The organism is Micromonospora sp. CPCC 206060 (assembly GCF_036906895.1).
Taxonomy (GTDB): domain Bacteria; phylum Actinomycetota; class Actinomycetes; order Mycobacteriales; family Micromonosporaceae; genus Micromonospora.
In genome coordinates this window covers 38,437-59,574 of the sequence record NZ_JBAKHU010000037.1, presented here as the reverse complement: position 1 = coordinate 59,574, position 21,138 = coordinate 38,437, and the positions used below count along the sequence as shown (strand labels likewise).

At 70.8% G+C, this 21,138-nt stretch carries 19 protein-coding genes; 5 read left to right on the top strand and 14 right to left on the bottom strand.

Annotated features, from left to right (window positions below):
• Position 1: 1 nt before the first annotated feature.
• Positions 2-859 carry a hypothetical protein gene (locus tag V6U90_RS21615; protein WP_334439570.1) on the bottom strand — a complete coding sequence of 286 codons (858 nt, stop codon included), beginning with the start codon at positions 857-859 and terminating at the stop codon, positions 2-4.
• Positions 860-1,317: 458 nt separating this feature from the next.
• Positions 1,318-3,294 (bottom strand): heavy metal translocating P-type ATPase, encoded by a 1,977-nt coding sequence (locus V6U90_RS21610; RefSeq protein WP_442933641.1) that lies wholly within the window; start codon positions 3,292-3,294, stop codon positions 1,318-1,320.
• Between the two features lie 81 nt (positions 3,295-3,375).
• On the opposite strand from V6U90_RS21610, the gene V6U90_RS21605 reads away from it, so the two are divergent.
• The gene (locus V6U90_RS21605) at positions 3,376-3,762 is read left to right on the top strand and encodes an ArsR/SmtB family transcription factor (protein ID WP_442933640.1); all 387 of its coding nucleotides are present in this window, start codon (positions 3,376-3,378) and stop codon (positions 3,760-3,762) included.
• Between the two features lie 140 nt (positions 3,763-3,902).
• Here the strand turns inward: V6U90_RS21605 and V6U90_RS21600 are convergent, their stop codons facing one another.
• From V6U90_RS21600 to V6U90_RS21590, 3 genes are all read right to left on the bottom strand, one after another.
• Positions 3,903-5,147, bottom strand: a complete 1,245-nt coding sequence (locus V6U90_RS21600) for a GTP-binding protein (protein ID WP_334439569.1) — start codon at positions 5,145-5,147, stop codon at positions 3,903-3,905.
• On the bottom strand, positions 5,144-5,323 hold the full coding sequence (rpmF, locus tag V6U90_RS21595) for a 50S ribosomal protein L32 (RefSeq protein WP_334439567.1): 180 nt from the start codon (positions 5,321-5,323) through the stop codon (positions 5,144-5,146). The genes V6U90_RS21600 and rpmF overlap by 4 nt, the downstream gene beginning before the upstream one ends.
• Positions 5,324-5,423: 100 nt before the next feature.
• Positions 5,424-6,152 (bottom strand): class I SAM-dependent methyltransferase, encoded by a 729-nt coding sequence (locus tag V6U90_RS21590; protein ID WP_334439565.1) that lies wholly within the window; start codon positions 6,150-6,152, stop codon positions 5,424-5,426.
• 285 nt (positions 6,153-6,437) lie between these two features.
• On the opposite strand from V6U90_RS21590, the gene V6U90_RS21585 reads away from it, so the two are divergent.
• Entirely contained in the window at positions 6,438-7,028 is a 591-nt protein-coding gene (locus tag V6U90_RS21585; protein WP_334439563.1) for a dihydrofolate reductase family protein, read from the top strand.
• On the opposite strand, the gene V6U90_RS21580 is transcribed toward V6U90_RS21585, so the two are convergent.
• The 3 genes from V6U90_RS21580 to V6U90_RS21570 form a co-directional block, all read right to left on the bottom strand.
• The gene (locus tag V6U90_RS21580) at positions 7,013-7,357 is read right to left on the bottom strand and encodes a hypothetical protein (RefSeq protein ID WP_334439561.1); all 345 of its coding nucleotides are present in this window, start codon (positions 7,355-7,357) and stop codon (positions 7,013-7,015) included. The two genes, V6U90_RS21585 and V6U90_RS21580, sit on opposite strands and share 16 nt — an antisense overlap.
• 205 nt (positions 7,358-7,562) lie before the next feature.
• Complete coding sequence (locus V6U90_RS21575) at positions 7,563-8,729, bottom strand: helix-turn-helix domain-containing protein (RefSeq protein ID WP_334439590.1); 1,167 nt, start codon at positions 8,727-8,729, stop codon at positions 7,563-7,565.
• 47 nt (positions 8,730-8,776) lie between these two features.
• Entirely contained in the window at positions 8,777-8,926 is a 150-nt protein-coding gene (locus V6U90_RS21570; protein WP_334439558.1) for a hypothetical protein, read from the bottom strand.
• A gap of 239 nt (positions 8,927-9,165) precedes the next feature.
• Here V6U90_RS21570 and V6U90_RS21565 point away from each other — a divergent pair, with 239 nt between their 5' ends.
• Complete coding sequence (locus tag V6U90_RS21565; RefSeq protein WP_334439555.1) at positions 9,166-10,533, top strand: hypothetical protein; 1,368 nt, start codon at positions 9,166-9,168, stop codon at positions 10,531-10,533.
• 36 nt (positions 10,534-10,569) lie between these two features.
• Here V6U90_RS21565 and V6U90_RS21560 read toward each other — a convergent pair whose 3' ends face one another.
• The 3 genes from V6U90_RS21560 to V6U90_RS21550 form a co-directional block, all read right to left on the bottom strand.
• A complete protein-coding gene (locus V6U90_RS21560) occupies positions 10,570-11,358 on the bottom strand; it encodes a GntR family transcriptional regulator (RefSeq protein WP_334439551.1) in 789 nt (262 codons plus the stop codon).
• A gap of 518 nt (positions 11,359-11,876) precedes the next feature.
• On the bottom strand, positions 11,877-12,782 hold the full coding sequence (locus V6U90_RS21555; protein ID WP_334439549.1) for a hypothetical protein: 906 nt from the start codon (positions 12,780-12,782) through the stop codon (positions 11,877-11,879).
• 397 nt (positions 12,783-13,179) lie between these two features.
• On the bottom strand, positions 13,180-15,708 hold the full coding sequence (locus tag V6U90_RS21550; protein ID WP_334439546.1) for a chitinase C-terminal domain-containing protein: 2,529 nt from the start codon (positions 15,706-15,708) through the stop codon (positions 13,180-13,182).
• Between the two features lie 773 nt (positions 15,709-16,481).
• On the opposite strand from V6U90_RS21550, the gene V6U90_RS21545 reads away from it, so the two are divergent.
• Positions 16,482-16,712, top strand: coding sequence for a DUF4190 domain-containing protein (locus V6U90_RS21545; RefSeq protein ID WP_334439543.1), 231 nt, complete (start codon positions 16,482-16,484; stop codon positions 16,710-16,712).
• An 11-nt stretch (positions 16,713-16,723) separates the two neighbouring features.
• Here the strand turns inward: V6U90_RS21545 and V6U90_RS21540 are convergent, their stop codons facing one another.
• The 3 genes from V6U90_RS21540 to V6U90_RS21530 are packed head-to-tail and all read right to left on the bottom strand — an operon-like array spanning position 16,724 to position 20,256.
• Positions 16,724-18,049, bottom strand: a complete 1,326-nt coding sequence (locus V6U90_RS21540; RefSeq protein ID WP_334439540.1) for a helix-turn-helix transcriptional regulator — start codon at positions 18,047-18,049, stop codon at positions 16,724-16,726.
• Positions 18,046-19,398 (bottom strand): helix-turn-helix domain-containing protein, encoded by a 1,353-nt coding sequence (locus V6U90_RS21535; RefSeq protein ID WP_334439537.1) that lies wholly within the window; start codon positions 19,396-19,398, stop codon positions 18,046-18,048. The genes V6U90_RS21540 and V6U90_RS21535 overlap by 4 nt, the downstream gene beginning before the upstream one ends.
• A gap of 24 nt (positions 19,399-19,422) precedes the next feature.
• Positions 19,423-20,256, bottom strand: coding sequence for a carbon-nitrogen family hydrolase (locus V6U90_RS21530; RefSeq protein ID WP_334439534.1), 834 nt, complete (start codon positions 20,254-20,256; stop codon positions 19,423-19,425).
• A gap of 162 nt (positions 20,257-20,418) precedes the next feature.
• On the opposite strand from V6U90_RS21530, the gene V6U90_RS21525 reads away from it, so the two are divergent.
• A complete protein-coding gene (locus tag V6U90_RS21525; RefSeq protein ID WP_334439531.1) occupies positions 20,419-21,108 on the top strand; it encodes a GNAT family N-acetyltransferase in 690 nt (229 codons plus the stop codon).
• The last annotated feature ends 30 nt before the right edge of the window (positions 21,109-21,138 follow it).

The following is a 21,138-nucleotide window of genomic DNA, read 5'->3' as shown; positions in this document are numbered from 1 at the left end:
CTCACACCGGTTCCAGCCGGTAGTGCAGGCGCAGCGCGAGCGCGCGGTACAGCCACAACTGGTGGTCGGTGCGCAGCACGCCACGGTGATCCCGGTAGACGTGGAAGCGTTCGTGGATCGGGACACGCGTGGCGTAGGCTTCGCCACCGCCGCCCCGGACCACGACATAGGCCCCGTCGCCGCCAAAGACCCCGGAAGGCGAGGACAGCACCAACGAACCGTCGGCCTGGACACTGGGACGCAGGAAGACCTGCACGTTGCCGGACTCCAACGGAAACGCCACGTGCACCGAGGGCTGGTCCGAGCCGGGCAGCAACCGAGCTGAGTAACAGCCGCTGTAGACGAACTCACCGGTCGCGGACAGGGTCCGCAGCCAGCCGGCGGCGCGCTGCTCTCCGTTGGCGTCGACCAGGTGCACGACGCGCGAGTCCATGCCGTGAGCGACGTCGAGCGGACGGGTGGGCAGGGCGAGCTGCTGGACGCGGCGTCCGAAGAGCCGGCTGACCAGCTCACCGCCCGGCTGGAACATGGCCGACCACTGCGCCCAGACTTCCATCCGCCAGCGTGCGGTGTGCTCGTAGAAGTGGCGGACCGTGGGGTCCAGGTCGGCAGCGCGGAACCCTGCGCCGTCCAGGACCGACATGCAGGACAGCAGCCCGCCGCCCTCGACATCATCGCGCAGGGCACCGCCGATCCGCTCGGCTTCGGCGGTGAGCCAGGAGGCTCCCACCGGTCCGGGGCCACAGGTAGGCGCGTCCAACCATCGTTGGTCGCCTTCCAGGTCCACCCGGCGGCCGACCAGGCGCCACCACGTGCGGGCGCCGACGTCGAGCGCCCTGCCGAGGCGCGTGTCGGTCACCGCGGCATCCGCTCCGACAGGCGTCTGCGCTGTTTTCCCGAGCCGACCGAGACCCACCACACGTCCGTCAACCCCGTCCCGCCTGTCTTCACTGCCGCAAGTCCGCGCCCGGGCGTAGGCGTCGCCCCACGGTAGGTCATCCGATCATCGGCGCGGTCGGTGGGCTTGAGCGTTCGAGGGAGTTCCACGCTGTTCTGCGCGCGGAGGTCGAGTCGCTCATGACCGGTACTTCCGCACCAACCACCGCCTTGCACCCACGGCACCGCGGCGACCGACGCCGGGCCAGTTCGCCATGTGCCAGGCCCACAACGCCTCTGCCGGATTCAGCACCGGATACCTCTCCGGATTCCCCGAGTCCGACTCAAGGCGCGCGCCCTGAGTAACGGCGGCGTGCCGTACCTATGCATCCACAAGCCCCTGGCCGGCATGTGCTGCCCGGCGTGCGCTGGTACGCCGGGTCACCGGCCGGCCTCGGCCCGACGCCAGACCGAGGAACGCAGCAGCCGTAGCCCGTTGAGTCCGACGATGACGGTGGAGCCCTCATGACCGGCGACGCCCAGCGGCAACGGCAGATGACCGAAGAGGTCCCAGGCGACCAGCACGGTGATGAACGTGCCGGCGATCACCAGGTTGGTCACCACCACCCGCCGGGCCCGTCGGGACAGGGCGATCACCGTGGGGAGGGCGGCGAGGTCGTCTCGGACCAGGATCGCGTCCGCGGTCTCCAGGGTGAGATCAGAGCCGTGCCGGCCCATCGCCACGCCGGTGTCGGCGGCGGCCAGCGCCGGGGCGTCGTTGACCCCGTCACCGACCACCAGCACCCGCCGGCCGTCGCGTTGCAGCGCGCGTACCCGCTCGACCTTGCCCGCCGGCAACAGCGCGGCGTGGACGGTGTCAATGCCCGCCTCGGTGGCGAGCCGGCCGGCGGCGCCTGGATTGTCGCCGGTGATCAGGTGCGGGGTGGTCCCGGTCAACACCGTCAGGGCGGCGACGGCCGGCGCGGCCTGCGGACGGAGCCGGTCGGCCAGGGCGAGTACCCCGGCCGGTACGCCGTCCACGATCACCACCACTGCGGTCTGGCCCGCAGTCTGGGCGGCCTCGACGGCGTCACGGACGGTCGCCCGGGCCTTCGGAGCCAGTTCGTCGAGGAGCGCGGGATTACCGACCAGCACCCGGTGCCCGGAAACGGTGGCGGTGACGCCCCAACCGGGCGTGGCACGGAAGTCGTCCACGGCGGGCAGGTCCAGTCCGCGTTCCCGGGCGGCGGTGACCACCGCCGCAGCGAGCGGGTGCTCGCTGGGGTGTTCGGCTGCGGCGGCCAGTCGCAGCAGTTCGTCCTCATCCGGGTCGGCGCCGCCGGCAGGGTGGATCCCGACGAGTCGCGGGGTGCCCTCGGTCAGGGTGCCGGTCTTGTCGAAGGCGACGACCGTGGTGTCGGCGAGTTGTTCCATCACCACAGCGGACCTGACCAGGACGCCGTGCCGGCCGGCCAGGGCGATCGCGGAGAGCAGCGGTGGCATGGTGGCCAGCACCACCGCGCACGGTGACGCGACGATCATGAAGGTCATCGCCCGCAGCAGGGTGGGCTCCAGTGCCGCGCCGAGCAGCAGCGGCACGGTGAACAGGGCAATGGTCGCCACCACGACACCGACCGAGTAGCGCTGCTCGATCTTCTCGATGAACAGTTGGGTCCGGGCCTTGGTCGCCGACGCCTCCTGTACCTGGGCGACGATCCGGGCGATCACCGTCTCGCCGGCCGGCCGGTGCACCCTGGCCAGCAGTGATCCGGCGCCGTTGACCGTGCCGGCGAACACCTCGTCGCCGGGGTGTCTGGCCACCGGCAACGGCTCGCCGGTGATACTGGCCTGGTCGACGTCGCTGGCTCCGTCGACGATGAGTGCGTCGGCGCCGATCCGCTCCCCTGGCCGTACCCGGATCAGCTCGCCGACCCTCAGGTCGGCCGGGTGCACGACCTCCTCGGTGCCGTCGTCACGAACCCGGGTGGCGCGTTCCGGGGCTAGGTTCAGCAGTGCGCGGACCGAGTCAGCGGTGCGCGCCGTCGCGAACGCCTCCAGCGCGCCGGAGGTGGCGAAGATGACGATGAGCAGTGCGCCGTCGAAGACCTGACCGATCCCGGCCGCACCGAACGCGGCAACGATCATCAGCAGGTCGACATCGAGGCTGCGCTCACGCAGCGCGCGTAACCCGGACAGTGCGGGTTCCCAGCCACCGGCGGCGTAGCAGGCCAGGTAGAGCGTCCACCACAGCGGTGCCGGGGCGTCGGCGAGCTGCGCCACCGCACCGAGTGCGAACAGTACCGTCGCCGCTGTCGCCCAGCGGACCTCGGTAAGTGCCCAGAACCGGGTCACGAGAGGGATGGCGGCCGGTACACCGGCTCGGGTCTGCGGGGGCACTGGTTCCGTCGTGAGCGTCACGACCCTGACAATACCTGCATGACTGCGAAGGTATTCACTCAGCTAGCCAGGCGCGCAGCTGGGTGCCGCTAGGCTGGCCGGGTGCACACGTCACTGCCGGATTTCCAGATGCCCAACGACGAGCAGGTCCATCTCGCCGCCGAGAGCTTCCGGATGCTGGCCGACCCGACCCGGATCAGGATCCTCTGGGCGCTACTGCAGGGCGAGTCCTCGGTCGCCTGCCTCGCCGAACTGGTCGGCGCCGCCCCCACCGCCGTCAGTCAGCACCTGGCCAAGCTCCGCCTGGCCGGACTGGTGCACGGCCGACGGGAGGGGACGTTCGTCTACTACTCCGCCGCCGATGTGCACGTACAGGCCCTCCTTGCCGAGGCACTGTTCCACGCCGACCACGCTGACCGGAACCTGCCCGACCATCCTCGTGGCGAGCTGCTGCCACACCACCATCAGCCGTCGGCCGCCCAGGGCTGATCGGGCGTCCGGCGGATCCGGCGCGACCGGCGCGACGCCGGGTGGGCCGGGCGCCGCGCCGATCGGATCCGCCTGACCGAGGCACCCTCTGCCCCAGCGGATGACGAAAATGATAATGAGTGCAGACAAAGTCCAGGGGATCAGGCCAGGACCTCGAGGGTGGAGGCCGCCGGTTCCGCGTGGTCGTGCAGGTCACCGAGATCCCACTCGGGGAACGGGTCGGGCAGATCCCGCCAGCCGTCGACACCTGCGGCGATCTCCGTCGCGTCGAGCAAACAGCGTTCCAGGGCCGCACGCAGGCTGTCGGCGTCGAGGTCGACGCCGATGAAGACCAGCTCCTGCTGACGGTCGCCAAAGACCGGGTCCCACCGCGCGGTCAACTCGGCCCGCTCGTCCGGGTCGTCCGGCCACTCACCGGAGACGACCACCGGTATGCCGGCCGGGTCGCACCGTCCGGACGGGCCGGCCTGCGACCAGAGTGCCTGCACGTCGGGGCGGCTGGCCAGCCAAAGGAAACCCTTGGAGCGTACGACGCCGAAGCTGTCGAGCCCGCCGGTGAGCAGGTCCCACAGCCGCTGCGGGTGGAACGGGCGGTGCTCCCGGAAGACGATGCTGGAGATGCCGTACTCCTCGGTCTCCGGCACGTGCTCGCCGTTGAGTTCGGCCACCCAGCCCGGGGCGGTCTCGGCCCGTTCGAGGTCGAAGCGCCCAGTGTGCAGGATCTCGGCCGGGGCCACCCGCCCGTGGGCGGCCCGCACCTGACGGGCACCCGGGTTGAGCCGGGTGACCAGCGCCTCGACCACGGTCAGGTCGTCGGCGTCGACCAGGTCGGTCTTGTTGATCACGATCACGTCGGCGAACTCGATCTGGTCGACCAGCAGGTCGGCGATGGTTCGGTCGTCGTCGGCGTACGCGGCGAGCCCGCGCTGCTCCAGCGACTCCCCGGCCTGGATCTGGGCCAGCAGCCCGGCCGCGTCGACCACCGTGACGGTGGTGTCCAGCCGGGCCAGGTCGTCGAGCACCTGTCCGTCCTCCACGCCGAAGGCGAAGGTGGCGGCGACCGGCATCGGCTCGGAGATGCCGCTGGACTCGATCAGCAGGTAGTCGAAGCGGCCCAGCCGGGCCAGCCGGGCGACCTCGTCGAGCAGGTCGTCACGCAGCGTGCAGCAGATGCAGCCGTTGGTCAGCTCCACCAGCCGTTCCTCGGTCCGCGACAGTGCGCCTCCGTCGCGGACCAGCGAGGCGTCGATGTTGACCTCGCTCATGTCGTTGACGATCACCGCGACCCGCAGCCCGTCCCGGTTGGCCAGGACGTGGTTGAGCAGGCTGGTCTTACCGGCGCCGAGGAAACCGGAGAGTACCGTCACCGGCAGCCGGCCGGTCACGGCTGCTCCACCGCCTGACGGCCGTTGTAGAGGCCACAGTGCGTGCAGGCCCGGTGCGGCACCACCATCTCCTTGCGAGGGCAGGGGCAGGGCACGACCTGCGGAACGCTCGCCTTCCACCGGGCCCGCCGGTGTCGGGTGTTGGACCGCGACATGCGGCGCTTGGGTACGGCCATGACAGTCTCCTGGTGAGGGGTTGGGCGTCCACCACGCGACGGTGGAGCCGACGGTGGCGGGTGCCACCACGGCTGCGGGCGGACGGGTATCGGGGCCTGGTCAGGAGTTGCGGACCGCCCGGACCACGTCGAGGGCGCCGCGCTCGGCGGTGAACCCCGCTTCGGACAGTTCGTCGAGCAGCATCCGTGGTGCCACGACGTGCCAGTCGTAGTCGGCGGTGAGATCGCGCAGCACCTGACCGTGGGCGTCGAGGACCCGGTAACGCAGGTGCCAGGTCACGACATCGGGCGCGGTCGGCTCGGCACCGCCGCTGCCCTCGTACACGTACTGACCGACCTGCTGGCGGGCGAACACCGAAGTGGGTACGACGGCGGCGGTCGCGGGTGGCTGAAGGTTGACCACCAGTGGTGCTCCGGGTGCCAGCCGCTCACCGATCCGGTGCCAGAACGCCCGCCGCTGTTCGGGCGACAGATGGCCGACCATGTTCATCGCCAGTACCGCGCCGAGCCGGTCGGGTGGCGCCACCGTCCCGGCGTCCCCGGGTAGCACGGTGACCCGCCGCCGCAGGTCCGGGTCGGCGGCGACCCGGGCGAGCAGGACGGCGCGCAGCACGGCGGACGGTTCGACGGCGAGGATCTCCGCGTCGGCCACCGTTCCGGCCGCCACCAGGGTGCCCAGACCGCTGCCGGCGCCCACGTCGAGGATCGGGCCGTTGGCGGGCACCACGCCGCGCAGGGCGTGGGCGACCGGTTCCCGCAACGCCTCCCACGCGTCGCGGCTGAGCAGGTCGAGAAACTCACCGGACCGCTGGTACGGATCCACGCTCATGGTCCTCCCCTCCGTCGACCGGAGACGAGGCTATCAGTAATGACAATCGTTGCCAGCAAGGGGTCGGAATGCGGCCCGGAATGAGAATGAGCCGGTCCCCCGACCGTCTACCATCCGGTGGTCCGCCGAACGGGGTGGCGACCGGGACGTCACCGCCGCACGTAACCTCGCCACCCTCGCGGCCGAGGCAGCAACCGCCGGGAGTGGCCCGGTGGCTAGAGCGCGCTGAGAGGCAACGGTACGTCGCACAGGCACACGGCGGCGTCATGACCGAGAAGGAACACCATGCGCAGACTCGTGTACTACATCGCCAGCACTGTGGACGGTTTCATCGCCGGCCCGGACGGCGCCGACCCCACCGGCCCCGGCGGCTTCTGGCCGATCCCGCAGGACTACCTGGCGCACCTCGTCGCCGAGTACCCGGAGACGCTGCCCGGGCCGGCTCGGGCAGCCCTGTCCGTCACCGACGAGGGGCGGCACTTCGACACCGTCGTCGGGGGCCGCAACACGTACGAGATCGGGCTGAAGGCCGGGATCACCAACGCCTACCCGCACCTGCGGCACCTGCTCTTCTCCCGCACCCTCACGGTCAGCCCGGACCCGACGGTGGAACTGGTCAACGGCGATCCCGTCGCGACGGTACGGGACCTCAAACAGCAGGACGGCCGGGACATCTGGCTCATCGGCGGCGGCGAACTGGCCGGCGCGCTGTACGCCGAGATCGACCGGCTGATCATCAAGCTGGCGCCGCTGACCATCGGCACCGGGATTCCGCTGTTCGGCCGAGCCGCCGTCTTCGAGCCACAGTCCTGGCAGCTCACCGGGCACACCGTGCTGCCCTCCGGTACGGCTGTCCTCACCTACGACCGGGCCTGACCACCCTCGTGCGCGGTCGACCACTCCGGGTTACCGAGCGTGGTCACCCACTCCCGGACCTTCGCGACGTCGCCCGGGGCGAAGGCCAGACTGAGCATGAGCAGCAGGCGGGCCTTCTGTGGCAGCAGGTCGTCCCCGGCGATGACGCTGCCGGTGGTGCCGCCGTACACCGAACCGGAACCGGTGCGGGTGGTGCCGACGAAGACCACTCCGGCATTGACTGCGGCGGTACGGGCCGCGCCCTGCGCGGCGGAGATGCCGGCCGCCCCGGTACCGCGTGACGATGCCCTTGACCCCGGCGTCGGCGAAGGCGGTGATCGCCTCGCCACCGGCCTGCTGGTAGCCGTGGACCACCTCGACCCGGGGCAGCGCCGTGGCCGGCACCGTCGACAGGTCGAACGGGGTGTACCAGGCGTTCTTGTTGTCGCAGTCGGCCACCCGGGCGGGGGCCCGACCGACCTTGATGTGAGGTGATCTCAGCAGGGTTCGCGGTTCGGTTGCGGGCGGGTGGAGCGCCCCGGGCTGAGAGTGGGGTCATTGCCGGGTCAGGCCGACGAGGGCGGCCAGGCGGGTGACGTCGGCGGAGGTGGGGCCGGCGTGGAGTACGGCGGTGAGGGCGGCTCTGGCGGCGGGGCGGGAGCGGATCTCGGCCGGGGCGATGTGGTCGGCGGTGACCAGGGCGCGGCCGGCGGCTGCCGCGTTGCCGAGGTCGAGGTACGCGCGGGTGATGTCGATGAGGTGCGCGGCGCGGTGTTCGGCGGGGAGTCGGTGCCAGCCGTCCTGACTGGTCGCCTGCCGGTGGAGGGTGACAGCCTGTTGGTGGTCACCGAGGCGGGTGGCGGTGACGGCGCGGGCGAGGGTGACGGCGGTGGGGCCGAAGGTGATGCCGTCGCTGTCGGGTTGCTGGCGTTCGTCGCGGGTTGTGGCGAGGCGCTCGGCGTGTGCGGTGAGGTCGTGGGCGGTGGCGGCGTCACCGTGCGCGGCGGCGGCGAGGGCGGCTTCGGTGAGCAGGGTTCCGGTCACGCCGGGTTCGTCGGGCCGCAGGATGCGCGTCGGCGTGCGGTCGAGTTGGTGTACGGCGGTGAGCGCGGCGGTCGTCGCGAGGCGGCCCCGGCGCAGGGCGCGCAGTGCCTGGGCGAGGGAGACGGTGGCGAGGGCGGTACGGTGCGGGTCGCCGGTGGCGGCGGTCATCGCCCGGTCGGCGGCCAGCCAGGCGAGGTGGGGTTCGCCGAGTTTGACCAGGGTCTGCGCGGTGAGTCGGTAGACGCGGACGCGCAGGTCGGCGGCGGACGCGTCCCCATCCTGAAGGTGGTAGGGGTGCCGGGTGCCGGTGAGCAGGCCGGGCAGGGTCCGGAGGACCTGTGGGTGGTACCCGTTGCGGTAGGCGGTCCAGGCGTATCCGACCTGGTCGTCGAGCTGCCGCAGGCTGGGGCTGTCGGTTTCGGGTGGGTCGTGCCGGGCCAGTGCTGCCCGGACGAGTTCCACGTCGGTGCCGAGGTCGGTGCCGGGCTCGGGGCGGGTCTGCTCCGCGAGCAGGACGTTCGGGGCGACCCCGAGCACCTTGGCGACGGTTTCGATGACGGAGAGCCGGTCGAGCGTGCGTACGCCGCGTTCGACCTTGTCGACCCAGCTCTTGGACTTGCCGATGCGATCGGCGAGGACCTGTTGGCTCATGCCCCGACGTACCCGCAGGACGGCCATGCGGCGCCCGATGGGTGACTGGTTGCCAGTGCGCCGGCCGGGCCCGGTCACCGCTGCCCCTCCCTCGGTGGGACGGCGTGCGTGTACCCGCCGCAGCGGGGGCACCATCGGGACTTGACCCGGAACGCGAGCAACCCGAGCAGGAAGCCCGGCACCAGCCCACCGAACGCGATCGGCACCACTTCGGAGATCACCACAGCCTCACCTTCTGGCGAAGCCAAGAGCCGGGGATGTTGCCGCCCATGGCACTCGGCTCCTTTCCGGACTGGGAGCAGGGACACACCGCCCGCTCTGAGGCGTCCAGTTGACCCTGACGAGAGCGCGGTGCGAGTGGGTGCGTGAGGTGCCTTTCGGTGCGTAGCGGTGCCGAGCGCATTTTTCACCGAAGTTCCGATACTGTCCGTGCAGCGACCGCTACACAGGAGGGGGTCGGAGAGTGGCATCCAGCGGGGAGGCAATCACCCGACTGCTGGCCGAGGTGGGCTGGCAGCCCGAGCAGCTCGCTCGACGCCTCAACGAGTACGCCGAGCGGCACGGGCGCGTGGAGCGGCTGCATCTCAAGACGCCGTACAAGTGGAAGAAGGGCGACGTTCCGCGCAGCCCTTGGCCATCGCTGACCACGGCGCTGTTGTCCGAGCAGTTGCATCGGACGATCAGCCTCGATGAACTGGGTTGGCCAGAGGACGGGTTCAAGGTCGCACCGGCCTCCGCCGGCCTCGACCTGCCCTGGTCCTCAGCCGGGGCCTTGCAGGCGGCCGAGGTGGTGAACGAATCTGGGGGAATGATGCATCGGCGAATGTTCATCACTCTGCTCGGTTCCGCACTGACGTCGCCGGCACACGAGTGGCTGATTGCCCAGTCGCCGCAGGACATCGCGTCGACCACCGGCCGTCCCCTGTCCGGCAAGGTCGTCGACCACCTGGACGCGGTGACGGCCAGCCTGCGACGCATGGACGACCACCTCGGCAGCGGCCAGACCCTGGGGCTGGTCCGTCAGCACCTGAGCACGGTGGTCGGGGTGCTGCGAGAGCGCAGCTACACCGACAGCATCGGCCGGCGTCTCCACGCCACCGCCGGTGAGCTGTTACGCCTCGCCGGCTGGCTTTCCTTCGACGGTGGCCACCACACCCAGGCGCAACGGTTCTGGATCGCCGGCCTTTACCAGGCCAACGCCGCTGGCGATCGCGGACTCGGCGCGAACATCCTCGGCTTCATGTCCTGCCAGGCCAAGGACCTTGGTCAGCTCCGCCAAGCCGTGACCCTCGCAGAAACAGCACGAGCCAGCTACCCCGCCACCAGCCCGAAAGTGGCAACCATCCTCGACCTGCGAGCCGCCGAGGCGTACGCCAACAACCGTTCGGTGACCGACACCCGGCGCGCGCTCGACAACGCTTTCAGCAGGCTCACCGACAGCCACCCGCAGCACGGTGACCCCGACTGGTCCTATTGGATCAACGAAGCGCAGGCCCACGCGCAGGCCGGCTACTGCTTCGTCAAGCTCGAAGACTGGCCACGCGCTCGCGATCACCTACGGACGGCGTTGCGGCTACAGGGCAACGAGTACACCCGCGAGGGCGCACTACGTAATGCGCTGCTTGCGACCACCTACGTCCAGCAGGAACAACCCGAGCTGGACAAGGCGCTCGCCCTCGGCGACCAGGCAGTACAGACACTGACCGGACAGGTCACCTCCGCCAGGTGCATCAAGCACGTGCGCAACCTGGTCGGCAGCCTCACCCCCTACCGACGCACGTCCGCCGTGCGCCGATTCTGTCAGGACGCCAAGGACCTCATTGCCAGGTGACGACGCCGTAGGGCTCAGCCCTGAGCCTAGGGGCATTCAAGAAGCGGGGAAGCTGTAAACCAGCTCGTACATCTCGGCGTCGAGCACCATCAGGGACACCTCGACGCAGCGGTCTCCGGCGTAGGCCTGCCGGGTGATCTCGAAGACGAGACTGCCTTCCCGGCGCAGGCCCAGTCCTTCCCGGCCATCCACCCCGTTGATCTCCTCGGGCGTGGGTGCGCGGCTGATGACCCGCTCCACGAACCTCGTCGGTCCAAATCCCTGCTCGGCGAGTCGGGCGTACGTCCCACCGGGACCGGTGTCGGTGTGCTCGATGCGAGTGCCACGGGTCAGGTCTGCCGGAAGGTAGGCGGTAGCGATCTGAACGGAGCGCCGGTCCCGGACATATCGGCGATACCTTGACAACACCACGTCACCGGGCTGCACCCCAAGGGCGTCGGCGACCTGTGCCGGCGGCACGACATCGCCCACCGTCACGTCCACGGCCTTCGGCGGATTCGCCGAGTCGTACGCCTGGATCGACAGCCCGCGCCCCCACTGCTCCGGCGCCAGCCTCCCCGGTGAGGTCCGAGGGATGCGACTCGCCCGCACGTAGCTGCCGGAACCTCGGCGCGACTCGATCAGCCCTTCGGCTCGCAGACGGTCGATGGCCTTCTCCGCAACGCCGCGTGCGACGTTCTCTTCGCCGTTGGCGGCGAACTCGCGAAGTGTGGGGAGCTTTGCGCCAGCCTCGTAGCCTTTCACGCCCTCCCTGATCCTGCGCCTGAGTTCAGCGGCGAAGCTCTCGGCAGTGTGCTTCCGCTGCTGCCCGCTCGCGTTGTTCATCAGATTCTCCAACTGTCGCCTGACAAAAGATTACTTGGGCGACGGTTGGAGAATCTGGCAACCCGGTGGACCCGCCAGTCAGGATTGTCCAGCGTCGCCTGGATTGTCCGCTGACAACAGCGCGTACTGAACGTGATTTCCCAGATGCCTTGCGTGATGCTCGCGCTATTTGCGGTGGTGTTATGCGCGACGCCAAGAAGCCCATCTATTTGGACGCCAGTGAGCCGTTCCGAGTAACGGCTCACTGCCGGCGCAGTGTTCGTTCCAGGCGGTTTGTTCGCCCTCGACGTGAAGGATGGCCGGGGCCGCAGCAGCGATGGCAGACTCAAAGATCATCCTGAGTAGTCTGTTGCCATGCTCGCCGATAGCGGAGTCGGGGCGGCAAGTCGGCGACATACGACAATCTGACATCACACCACCGCCACCCTCAAGATGCGCACGACACGTCGGCTACACTCCGCCCCACCATTTCAAATATCGACATCTACCAGACCCTTGTTGCGACCACGTCATCACTGTCACGATGCGAGCAGGTCCAGCGCAGCGCCGACAAGGAACACACCCAGAGCAAACAGCTTCGCTGCGCGGAACGGCGGCGACTTCTTCGCCTGCTCGACAAGGAAATCAGCCAGAACTTTGTGCAACTGGTACCACTTGAGCTGCACTAGCGGGTGAACAGCAATGAAAGAAATAGCCACCGGCGGGAGAACCCCCAGAAGGAGCACAGACACGAATAGCAGATCCCGATCTTGCGCCAACCATTCCCATGACAGCAGGCTGGCAGCAACGACGCCAATCCAGAGCGGTAAGGCGATAGAGAAAGTGATCAGCCAGGGAAAGAATTCACGCCCGCCAAGATGATGGTAGTAGTCGGCGACAGCGGCACGCTCGCTCGCGGCGATGCGTCCCATCGCAAGCTCGTCGATGCAGTGATCGACGAGTTTTGATTGAGCGATGCACATTGCAGGGTGCGACTGCCCGTCGCACGAATGCTCGCGCTCGACCTGCTTGACGACATCCCGGTGGAAGTCCCGGTATGCAGCCAGGGTCAGCGGAAGACCCCGGGGCACCTTGTCCGGCGGCGAATACCGCAAATATTCCCTCTTACTGGACGGACCATATGCCACCACATGCACAAGGTCCTGACGGATCTTGTAGATCCAGATGTGGTGCCGGACGATGATGCCGCGCTGCTTCGCCCGGACGGAGGCGTGGTTGGCCCAGCGCGCCAACCAGTTCGCGGTCAGCAGATCGACAACGACGACCATGCCGGCCGCGATCTGGAGACCCTTACCGAACCGTGCCACCCAGACCATGGGGAAGCCCCCCACGACCTGGTCATCGGGGAGTTTTCCGTCCCACCAGAGGCGGAGCAGGTCGAGGATTCCGCTCACGTGCGGGCCGACGACCACCAACAGCAGCACCGACAGGGTGCCCCCGACGGCAACCCAGAGTCGCCACCGGCGGCGTCTGACGCCGATCGGCCCGCCGGGAACCCGTCTCCGTCGGGCGGGACGCCACGATCGAGGGCTGATCGCGGCCTGGCCTGCGGCTCTCCAACGCCTGGGGGCAGGTGGGCCAGGCCTTTGCCGGTGTCCGGTGGTCGGCTTGCCAAGGCGCGTCGGCATGGGCCCATTGGAACTGACATGCGCCAACGGATCGAGGTCACACTCCACGATGGAAGACAGCTTCCTTCAACCCGTCCACCTGTCGTGGACGTTTGTCGGACGGCGGCTCCCCTGCCCACCGGGGACCGGGCGGTGGGCAGGGGAGCACCGGTGCCGGACACGCCGGTGGGAAGCGGCGTGTCCGGCGGCTCTCTCAGCAGGCGCCCTGGTCCTCCCAGACGGCGGCCTGGCCGGGGGTCTCACCCTGCGTCCACCACTTCGCCCGGTAGCGGCGGGTGTTGTACTGCACGGTTGCCCCGCCCGAGTAGGCGGTGGCCGCACTCCACGCCGGGACGGTGGCACAGCCCGTGCCGCCGGTCGGGGTCGGCGAGACGGTGCTCGTCGGCGTCGCGGTCGGGTTGGTGCCGGTGCAGGCACCCCGGTCCTCCCAGACGCCGGCCTGGCCGGGGGTCTCACCCTGCGTCCACCACTTTGCCCGCCAGGTGCGTCCGCCGTACGAGACCTCCTGGCCACCGGTGTATGCGGTCGCCGCGTTCCACGCGGGGGCCGAGCAGGTACCGCCGGTCGGCGACGGCGACCCGGTGGGCGACGACGTACCGGTCGGCGTGGGTGAGGGCGCGACCCCACCCCGGGCGTGGTCGGCGGCCAGGGCGTACGTCGTACCGCCGAAGCTGAGGGTGAAGTTCGACGGGCCGGCGATCGGCAGGCTGTAGTTCAGGGTCACCTCGGCGAACGAACCGGGTGCGATGGCCGCCGGCACGTTGAGCCGTACCCGGTGGAAGTCACCCTTGAGCCCGCCGGCGTTGCTGCCGGTGTGGCCGGTGGAGACCACCGTCAGTGCCCAGCCCGACTGCTGACCGAGGGTACCGGGGGCTGAGGTCGGGTAGTCGAACTCCAACTGGGTGCCGGCCGGGATGGTGACGCCGGAGTTGTTGGTCAGCCGCAGTTCCGGGTTGATCGGGTAGTTGTTGTCGCCGAGGGCGAAGCCGCCCATGGTGACGCCGACGTTCAGCGTCGAGGTCGGCATGGCCCGGCCGGCCTTGGTGGCGGCGTACGGGGTGCCGGCCTTGAACTTGTCGTAGAGCAGGTTGGTCAGGGTGTTGCCCATGTAGTACTCGCCGCGCTGCGCGTCCCAGGCGTAGTCACCGGCCAGCTCCCAGATCATCACGCCGCCGATGCCCTTGGCCAGCACGTAGTCGGCCTTGGCCGCCAGGGACTGCTCGTCCTCGGTGGAGAGGAAGACCTGCTTCTGGCTGTTCCACAGCCAGGGCGCGACGAGCGGGGCCGAGTAGTGCCGGGTGTAGGTGCCGGAGAGCTGGTCGGTGGGGTCGGTCGCCGGGGTCAGGCCGTACGCCTCCCGGTAGCTGCCGGCTCGACCGTCCTGGAGGTTCTTGGCGTGCCACATCGGGTTGGCTCCGGCCGGTACCTCCTGACCGTTCTCCAGGTCGTGCCAGAGGTTGTCGATGCCGACGGCGCCGTTGCCGCACGGGGTCGTCGAGCCGACCGAACTGCCGGTGCCGGGTGGGCACTTGGTCTGGTCGGGCAGCGCCGCCCGGCCCCAGAGCCCGTTGGTGCCGCCGGTGACACCGCGCCAGCCCCGGGTGTAGTACGGCACGCCGATGTTGATCCGGCCGGACTGCATGGCACCCCGGAAGTAGTGGTGGGCCCAGTCGGTGTTGAGGTAGCCGATGCCGCTGTACGCGCCATACACGCCGCCGGAGGCGAGTTCGGCGTCGTCGCCGTTGTCGTAGAGGGCGGCGTTCGGGCCGACGAAGTGGTTCCACGAGCCGTGCAGGTCGTACGACATGATGTTGACGTAGTCGAGGTACTGGAGGGTCTGGAAGGACTCCATGCCGCGCAGCAGCCATCCGGAGGCCGGGGCGGCCACGGTGAGCATGTAGTACTTGCCGTCGGCGGCCGCCGCGGCGTCGAGCTTCTCCCGCAGGGTGCGCATCAGCGCCTGGTACGAGGTGTTGAGCCCGGCCCGCTTGGCGTCGGCCTGGGCGAAGTCCAGCGGGTTGCCGGCCTTGTTGTTCGACGTGGGGTACTCGTAGTCGATGTCGACGCCGTCGAAGCCGTAGGTGCGCAGGAAGGTGACCACCGAGTCGGCGAAGGTGGTGATGCCGGCGGTGTTGACACCGTTGGTGCCGGTGGTGGTCATCCGGTAGAAGCCGCCGGCGTCGACCCGGTTGCCGGCGTCGTCGAAGTAGCCGCCGGTCTCGGCCCAGCCACCAACGCTGACCAGCGTCTTCACCCCGGGGTTCTGCTTCTTGTACTTGTTGAGCTGGTTGAAGTGCCCGGTGTACGGGTAGGCCGGGTCCATCTCAGCGCCGGCCACGCCCGGCCAGGTCATGGTGGTCGCCGGGTTGTTGGGCGCGCTCGGCGTACCGATGGAGATCTTGTTGGCCGCGTCGACGTGCGCGAACGCGTAGTTGATGTGGGTGACCTTGTTCCACGGGATCTGGTGGGCCAGATACGCGGGGGCGTTGTTCTTCCCGGTCCGCCAGCTGGTGAAGTAGCCGATGATGCGCCGGGAGTGGTCGGCGCCGAGCTTCTCCCGGCCGTCGGTGTCGTAGACGTCGCAGTAGGGCACGGTGACGCCGGGGGTCGGGTAGAGCCCGTCCGGGCGGCAGGCCGCGTGGTCGACCTCGGCGGAGTTGGCCTGTCCGGCCATGACGAGGGTGAGGGATGCCGCGAGTAAGCCCACGGCGGTGGCGGACAACAGATGCAGGGCACGCCTTGGCCGCATGAAGATCCTCCGCGCTTTAATTAACAAACCTAACTGTTAGGTGGGTTTCCAGAATGTAGCGGTGTCGATGTCCGTACGCAAGGTTTCTGCTGGTGGCCCGGCAAAGGCAGCACGTGGCCGACGCGCAGGAGTGGACGGACCGGGCGACACTGACCGGGTCCGTCCACCTTCCAGGGAGGAGGAACGTTCAGACGCGCTGCCAGAACGCAGGATGTTCGGCGGCTCCCAGCCGGTCTGCGCGGTGTGGCCCTACAGGCACCGGTACGACAGGCCGGCATAGGTCACCGTCGCGCCCGTGGCGTACGTGGTGCCCTCCTGCCAGGTCGTCCCGCCCGGCGGCTGGGTACCGGTCGGGGTGGGGGTCGGCGTGGGCTGCGGGTTGCCGGAGGTGACCAGGGTCAGCCCGTAGGCCGCCAGGATCGGGTTGACCGGCTGGAAGTACGTGGTGCGGCTGGTCAGGGCAGAGCCAGGCGGACACCGCCGCCCCGGCTGGGCAGCCGGCCCACGCGTGCCGCACAGACGGTGCAGCTCGACAGGCGGCGAATCGCTAGTCTGCTGCGGCCGCCGACCAGCAGAGACGCACAGCCCCGACCAGCGGCTTGCGGGACCGTCACACACTGTGGACAACCGTCCCCAGGAGGTGGACATTGACCGACCAGCCGCCGCACCTGCCGCCGCCCGCACCGGGTCCCGGGCCGGCACCGGGCCAACCGCCGTACCCGCCGCCCTACCCGTACGCACCCCCGATGAACACGTACGCGATCCTGTCCCTGGTCTTCGCCGTGATGGTCTTTCCGCCGCTGGGCGTCTACTTCGGCAACCGGGCCAGGGACCAGATCGCCCAGACCGGTGAGCGGGGCGCCGAGCTCGCCACCGCCGGCATCGTGGTCGGCTGGGTGTTCACCATCATGTACGTGGTCTTCATCGTGGTCTGGTGCGCCATGGCCGGTACCCTCCTCTCCGGCTCGACCGCCTGAGGCCAGACAGGTCACAGCTCGGGTGAGCGGAAGGCTGCGCTGGTCCGCTCCCCGAGCCGTTCCACCTCGCCCAGCCCGTCGTGCAACAGGTCGAGGGCCTCCTCCGGACGGTCCCACCGCTCCAGGTGGTCGGCGAGCAGCAGCACGGTGGTGGCCAACTCCCGGCGCCGACCGGAGGTGCGGTAACCGTGCACCGCGTCCCGCAGGTGCCGCTCGGCGCCGGCCCGGTCCCCGGTGTCGGCGCAGAGCAGGCCCTGCACCCGGGCCGCCCGGGCCAGCCAGGGGCCGTCGTCACCCGAATCCAGCGCCTCCCGCACCAACGCACTCGCCTGCTCCGGCTGCCCGAGCGCCCGGTACGCCTCCGCCAACTCGACCCCGGTGTCCCGGGCCAGCGCCACCTGGCCGGTGCCCTGGAGCGCGGCGTACGCCGTGGCGAGATCGGCCAACGCCCCGGCGACGTCACCGGCCGCCCACCGGCCCCGCCCCCGCGCCCGATGGCAGGACGCCAACCGTACCCCCAGCACCACCTGGCGGGCCGCCTGCCGGGCCTGCTCAGCGGCGGTCGCCGCCGCCGCGGTGCGGCCCCCGGCGAGCAGGGTGGCCGCCACGGTCCGGTGCAGGGCGACCACCCGGGCCGGATCCGCCAGCACCGCCAGGGTCAACGCCGCCTCGGCGGCCTCGGCCGCCGCCTGCTCGTCGTCGAGTTCACTGTGCAGCACCGCGAGCCCGGCGTGCAGGGTGAGCAGCGCGGCGGGATCGGGATAGCCCTCGCGCAGCAGCCCGTCCCTGGTCTCGGCCACCACGCAGGTGGCGTAGCGGGGATCGCCGCCCCGGCTCAGTACCTCCGCCCGCACCACCACCGCCTCGGCACGGACATGCGGCGGGGCCTGCGCCAGCAGCGCCTCCGCCTGCTCGACCTGTGCGGCAGCCGATGCGGTGTCGCCCTGCCTCAATGCCAGGTCAGCCAACCCGAGTCTGGCCCGGGCGACGAGCACCGCGTCGTCGAGCGCGGTCGCCGCCGCGACCACCTCCCGGTAGCAGGCCGCCGCACCGGCCGGGTCGGTCACGCCGGCGCAGTCCGCCTCGACCAGCCGTAGCTGGAGCCGGACCGCCTCGGCCGGCGAGCGCCCGGTGACCAGTTCGACCGGGGCGACCCCGAGTCGGTCGGCGAAGTGGGCGATGGCGTCACCGGAGGGCACCCGCCGGCCGCTCTCCACGGCGGAGACGTAGGCGGCGGTGTACCGGGGCTCGGCCAGCGCCCGCTGGGTCATCCCCCGGGCAGCGCGCAGCCGCTGGATCCGGGCGCCCAGCTCGGGTCCCGGCACCGTCACGCTCACCGCAGTCGCTCCCCCGCCCGCAGGCCACGCCGCAGCACCGCTGCGGCGTCCCGGGTACGGCCCTGCTCCCGCAGCAGATCACCGAGATGGCGGCAGGTGACCACCACATCCCCCATCAGTCCGGCCTGTTCGTAGCGCTCGATGGCCCGGGACAGCAGCCGTCGCGCGTCGTCGTGGTCGCCCTTCGCGGCGCGTACCAGCCCAAGTACCCGATCGGCTTCGGCCATGGCCTCCCGGTGCCGGCACTGGGCAGCCGTGCCGGCGGCCTCCTCGGCCAGCCGGCCGGCCTCGTCCAGGGCCCCCTCCCGGCGGCGGGCCTCCGCCAGTTCCAGGGTCGCCCCGGCGTGGTCGAGCACCGCGCCGACAGTACGGAGGATCTCCCGGGCCCGCTGCAACTCCGCTGCGGCCGCACCGGGCCGTCCGGCCCGACGCAGCACGTAACCGCGCGCCCAGTGGCACAGGGCGATCTCCCGGGTCAGGCCGAGTTCGGCGTACCGGCGTCCCGCCTCGGCCAGGTAGCGCTCCACCTCGTCGAGTTCACCGTCGCGGCGAAGCTGCCCGGCGATCGCGTAGAACTGGGCCACCCACTCCCCCTGGGTGACCCGGGGCAGCAGCGCGATCGCCTCCCGCTCCAACCGGCGGGCCTGGTAGCGCCAGCTCAGCTCCAGGAAGGTGTACATCAACGCGTTGGTCAGGCGCAGCTCGGCGTCCGGGTCCACCGGTGGCGCCGAGCGCAGGACCCGCAGGCCGTCGGAGAGGATCGCCACCGCGCGGGGCGCGTTCCCGTCGACCAGCTGGCAGTACGACTGTCGGGCCAGCACCGCCGCGTACAGCGCCGGCGCGCCGTCGGGCAGGTCTGCGGCCAGCTGGTCGTAGCCCTGCGCGGCGGCCGACGCCTCGCCCCGGTGCAGGTGCACCTCGGCGGTGTAGTACCGCGCCCAGCCGCTCACCTCGGCCAGGTGGTAGTGGTCGGCCCGGCGGCGGATGTCGGCCAGGGCGCGCTCGGCGACGTCCAGTCCCCCGGCGGAAAGCGCACGGCGGGCCGCCGCGAGCTGCGCGGTGAGGTCCGCTACCGCACCGGCGGGCCGCCCGAACCGCAGGTCGTCGACCGGCACGCCGAGCCGGTCGGCGATGTAGGCCAGGGCCGGGGCGCTGGGAGTACGGGTACCGGACTCGACCGCCCCCAGGTAAGCCCGGGTGTAGCGGGGCTCGGCGATCTGCTGTTGGGTCAGCCCCCGGTCCACCCGCAGGCGGCGGATCCGTTCACCGAGGCTCTCCTCGGGCAGGTCGGCACCGGCGGGGCTACCCACGCCGGCCCCGGCGACGTCCGTCGCGGTCGCCTCCGCCATCCTGCTCCTCCCGACCGGACCAGCCTAGTGGGTGGACGGGAAGGTGTCGGGGCGTTCATCCCCGGCGGAACCGGGGGAAGGCCGGCCCAGGCGACGGTCCCGCAGCACGGGGAACTCCGTCCGGGCCCGGGTGACCACGTCGAGGTCCACCTCGCAGGAGGTGATCCCCTCGCGGTCGTCGGCCTCTACCAGGACCTCACCCCACGGGTCGACCACCCGGCTGTACCCGCCCAGCACCGTCCCGGACTGGGTACCGACCGCGTTGCAGGCGAACAGGACGATCTGCTCCTCGACCGCCCGGCAGGAGGTGAACAGCCGCCAGTGGTGGCGTCGCGCCGCCGGCCACGCGGCCGGTACCACGACCGTCTCCGCCCCGGCGTCCACCAGGGCCCGCCACAGCTCGGGAAAGCGCAGGTCGTAGCAGGTGGTGGCGGCGGTGCGGCCGAGCGCGGTGCGGGTCACCGTGACGCCCTGACCGGGGGTGACCAACTCCGCCTCCCGGGACCGGTAGCCGAAGACGTGGATCTTCCGGTAGCGGTGCACGATCTCGCCGGTCGCGTCGATGAGCAGTGCCGTGTTGTACAGCCGGCCGTCGGTGTCGCGCTCCAGGACGCTGCCGAGATGCAGCAGGCAGTCGAGTCGCCGGGCCCACTCCCGCCCGGCCTGCACGGTGTCGCCGTCCAGCGGCTCCGCCAGCTCCGGGTAGCGGTCGAAGGCGAAGTACCCGGGCGCCCACAGCTCGGGTAGCACCACCAGGTCCGCACCGCGCGCCTCGGCCACCAACTGGCCGACCCGCTCGCGTCGGGCCGCGACCGGTTCCCCGGCCGGGCTTTCCACCTGCACCAACGAAACCCGCACCGCAGCTCCCGGTCGGACCGTATCGGACGTCAACGTGATCAATGATGGTCCATGGGCCGGGCGCCGCGCCAGCCGCCGCTGCCCTACCCGCCAGCCTCCGGCGGCGACCCGCGCCCCGTTTACTCGGTGGAGCAGGTCCTGTCCGGCGGTTACCGTGCCCGGATGCCCGTAACCCCAGACGTCGGACAACCCGGCTGGTCGCTGCTGTCCACCGGTGGCGGCGTTCCGCTGGCCCGGTTCCGCCCCCGCGACGACGACGGTCAACCGGTCGCGGCCGAGCTGCGCCCACTGCCCGGGGCGGACCCGGCCGACGTGGCCGCCCAGGCCCGGCACGACCTGGCCGACGTGCCGGAGGCGCCGGCACCTGCCGCCGGCTGGTCGCTGACCCCCGCGGTCTGGGACGACGACCTGGGCGGGGCGCTCGCGGCGGCGTACGGACCGGGACATCCCGACGGCGGGTGGACGCCGGATGACACCCGGCAGGTCCGGGCCATGTTCGACAGTGCGGATCCGGTCCCGCCGCTGCTGTCCGCCTCGGCTGTCCTCACCGGCGACGACGGGCGCAGCGCCGGACATGTCCTGTGCGCCGGGCCGGTGCCCTGGGTCGAGGACGGCGGTGGCTGGATCCTCAACATCGCGGTCGCACCGTGGGCCCAGGGTCGGGGACTCGGCTGGGCACTGCTCACCCACGCGCTGCGCGGGGCCCGGGAAGCCGGGTTGCCGACGCTCGGGTTGTCGGTGGCGGACGGGAACCCGGCCCGCCGGCTGTACGACCGGGCCGGTTTCCGGCCGTACGCCCGGGTGCTGTCGGTGCTGCTGCCGCCGCATGCGGAGCCACCACCGGCGGGCTGACCCCGGCAGGTACGACGGTGGCGCCCCGGT

Bases quoted from the DNA above. Each gene is read 5' to 3' on its own strand.
- V6U90_RS21535 (WP_334439537.1), bottom strand. From the start codon at position 19,398: ATGGCGGAGGCGACCGCGACGGACGTCGCCGGGGCCGGCGTGGGTAGC.
- V6U90_RS21545 (WP_334439543.1), top strand. From the start codon at position 16,482: ATGAACACGTACGCGATCCTGTCCCTGGTCTTCGCCGTGATGGTCTTT.
- V6U90_RS21560 (WP_334439551.1), bottom strand. From the start codon at position 11,358: ATGAACAACGCGAGCGGGCAGCAGCGGAAGCACACTGCCGAGAGCTTC.
- rpmF (WP_334439567.1), bottom strand. From the start codon at position 5,323: ATGGCCGTACCCAAGCGCCGCATGTCGCGGTCCAACACCCGACACCGG.
- V6U90_RS21585 (WP_334439563.1), top strand. From the start codon at position 6,438: ATGCGCAGACTCGTGTACTACATCGCCAGCACTGTGGACGGTTTCATC.
- V6U90_RS21525 (WP_334439531.1), top strand. From the start codon at position 20,419: ATGCCCGTAACCCCAGACGTCGGACAACCCGGCTGGTCGCTGCTGTCC.
- V6U90_RS21575 (WP_334439590.1), bottom strand. From the start codon at position 8,729: ATGGCCGTCCTGCGGGTACGTCGGGGCATGAGCCAACAGGTCCTCGCC.
- V6U90_RS21590 (WP_334439565.1), bottom strand. From the start codon at position 6,152: ATGAGCGTGGATCCGTACCAGCGGTCCGGTGAGTTTCTCGACCTGCTC.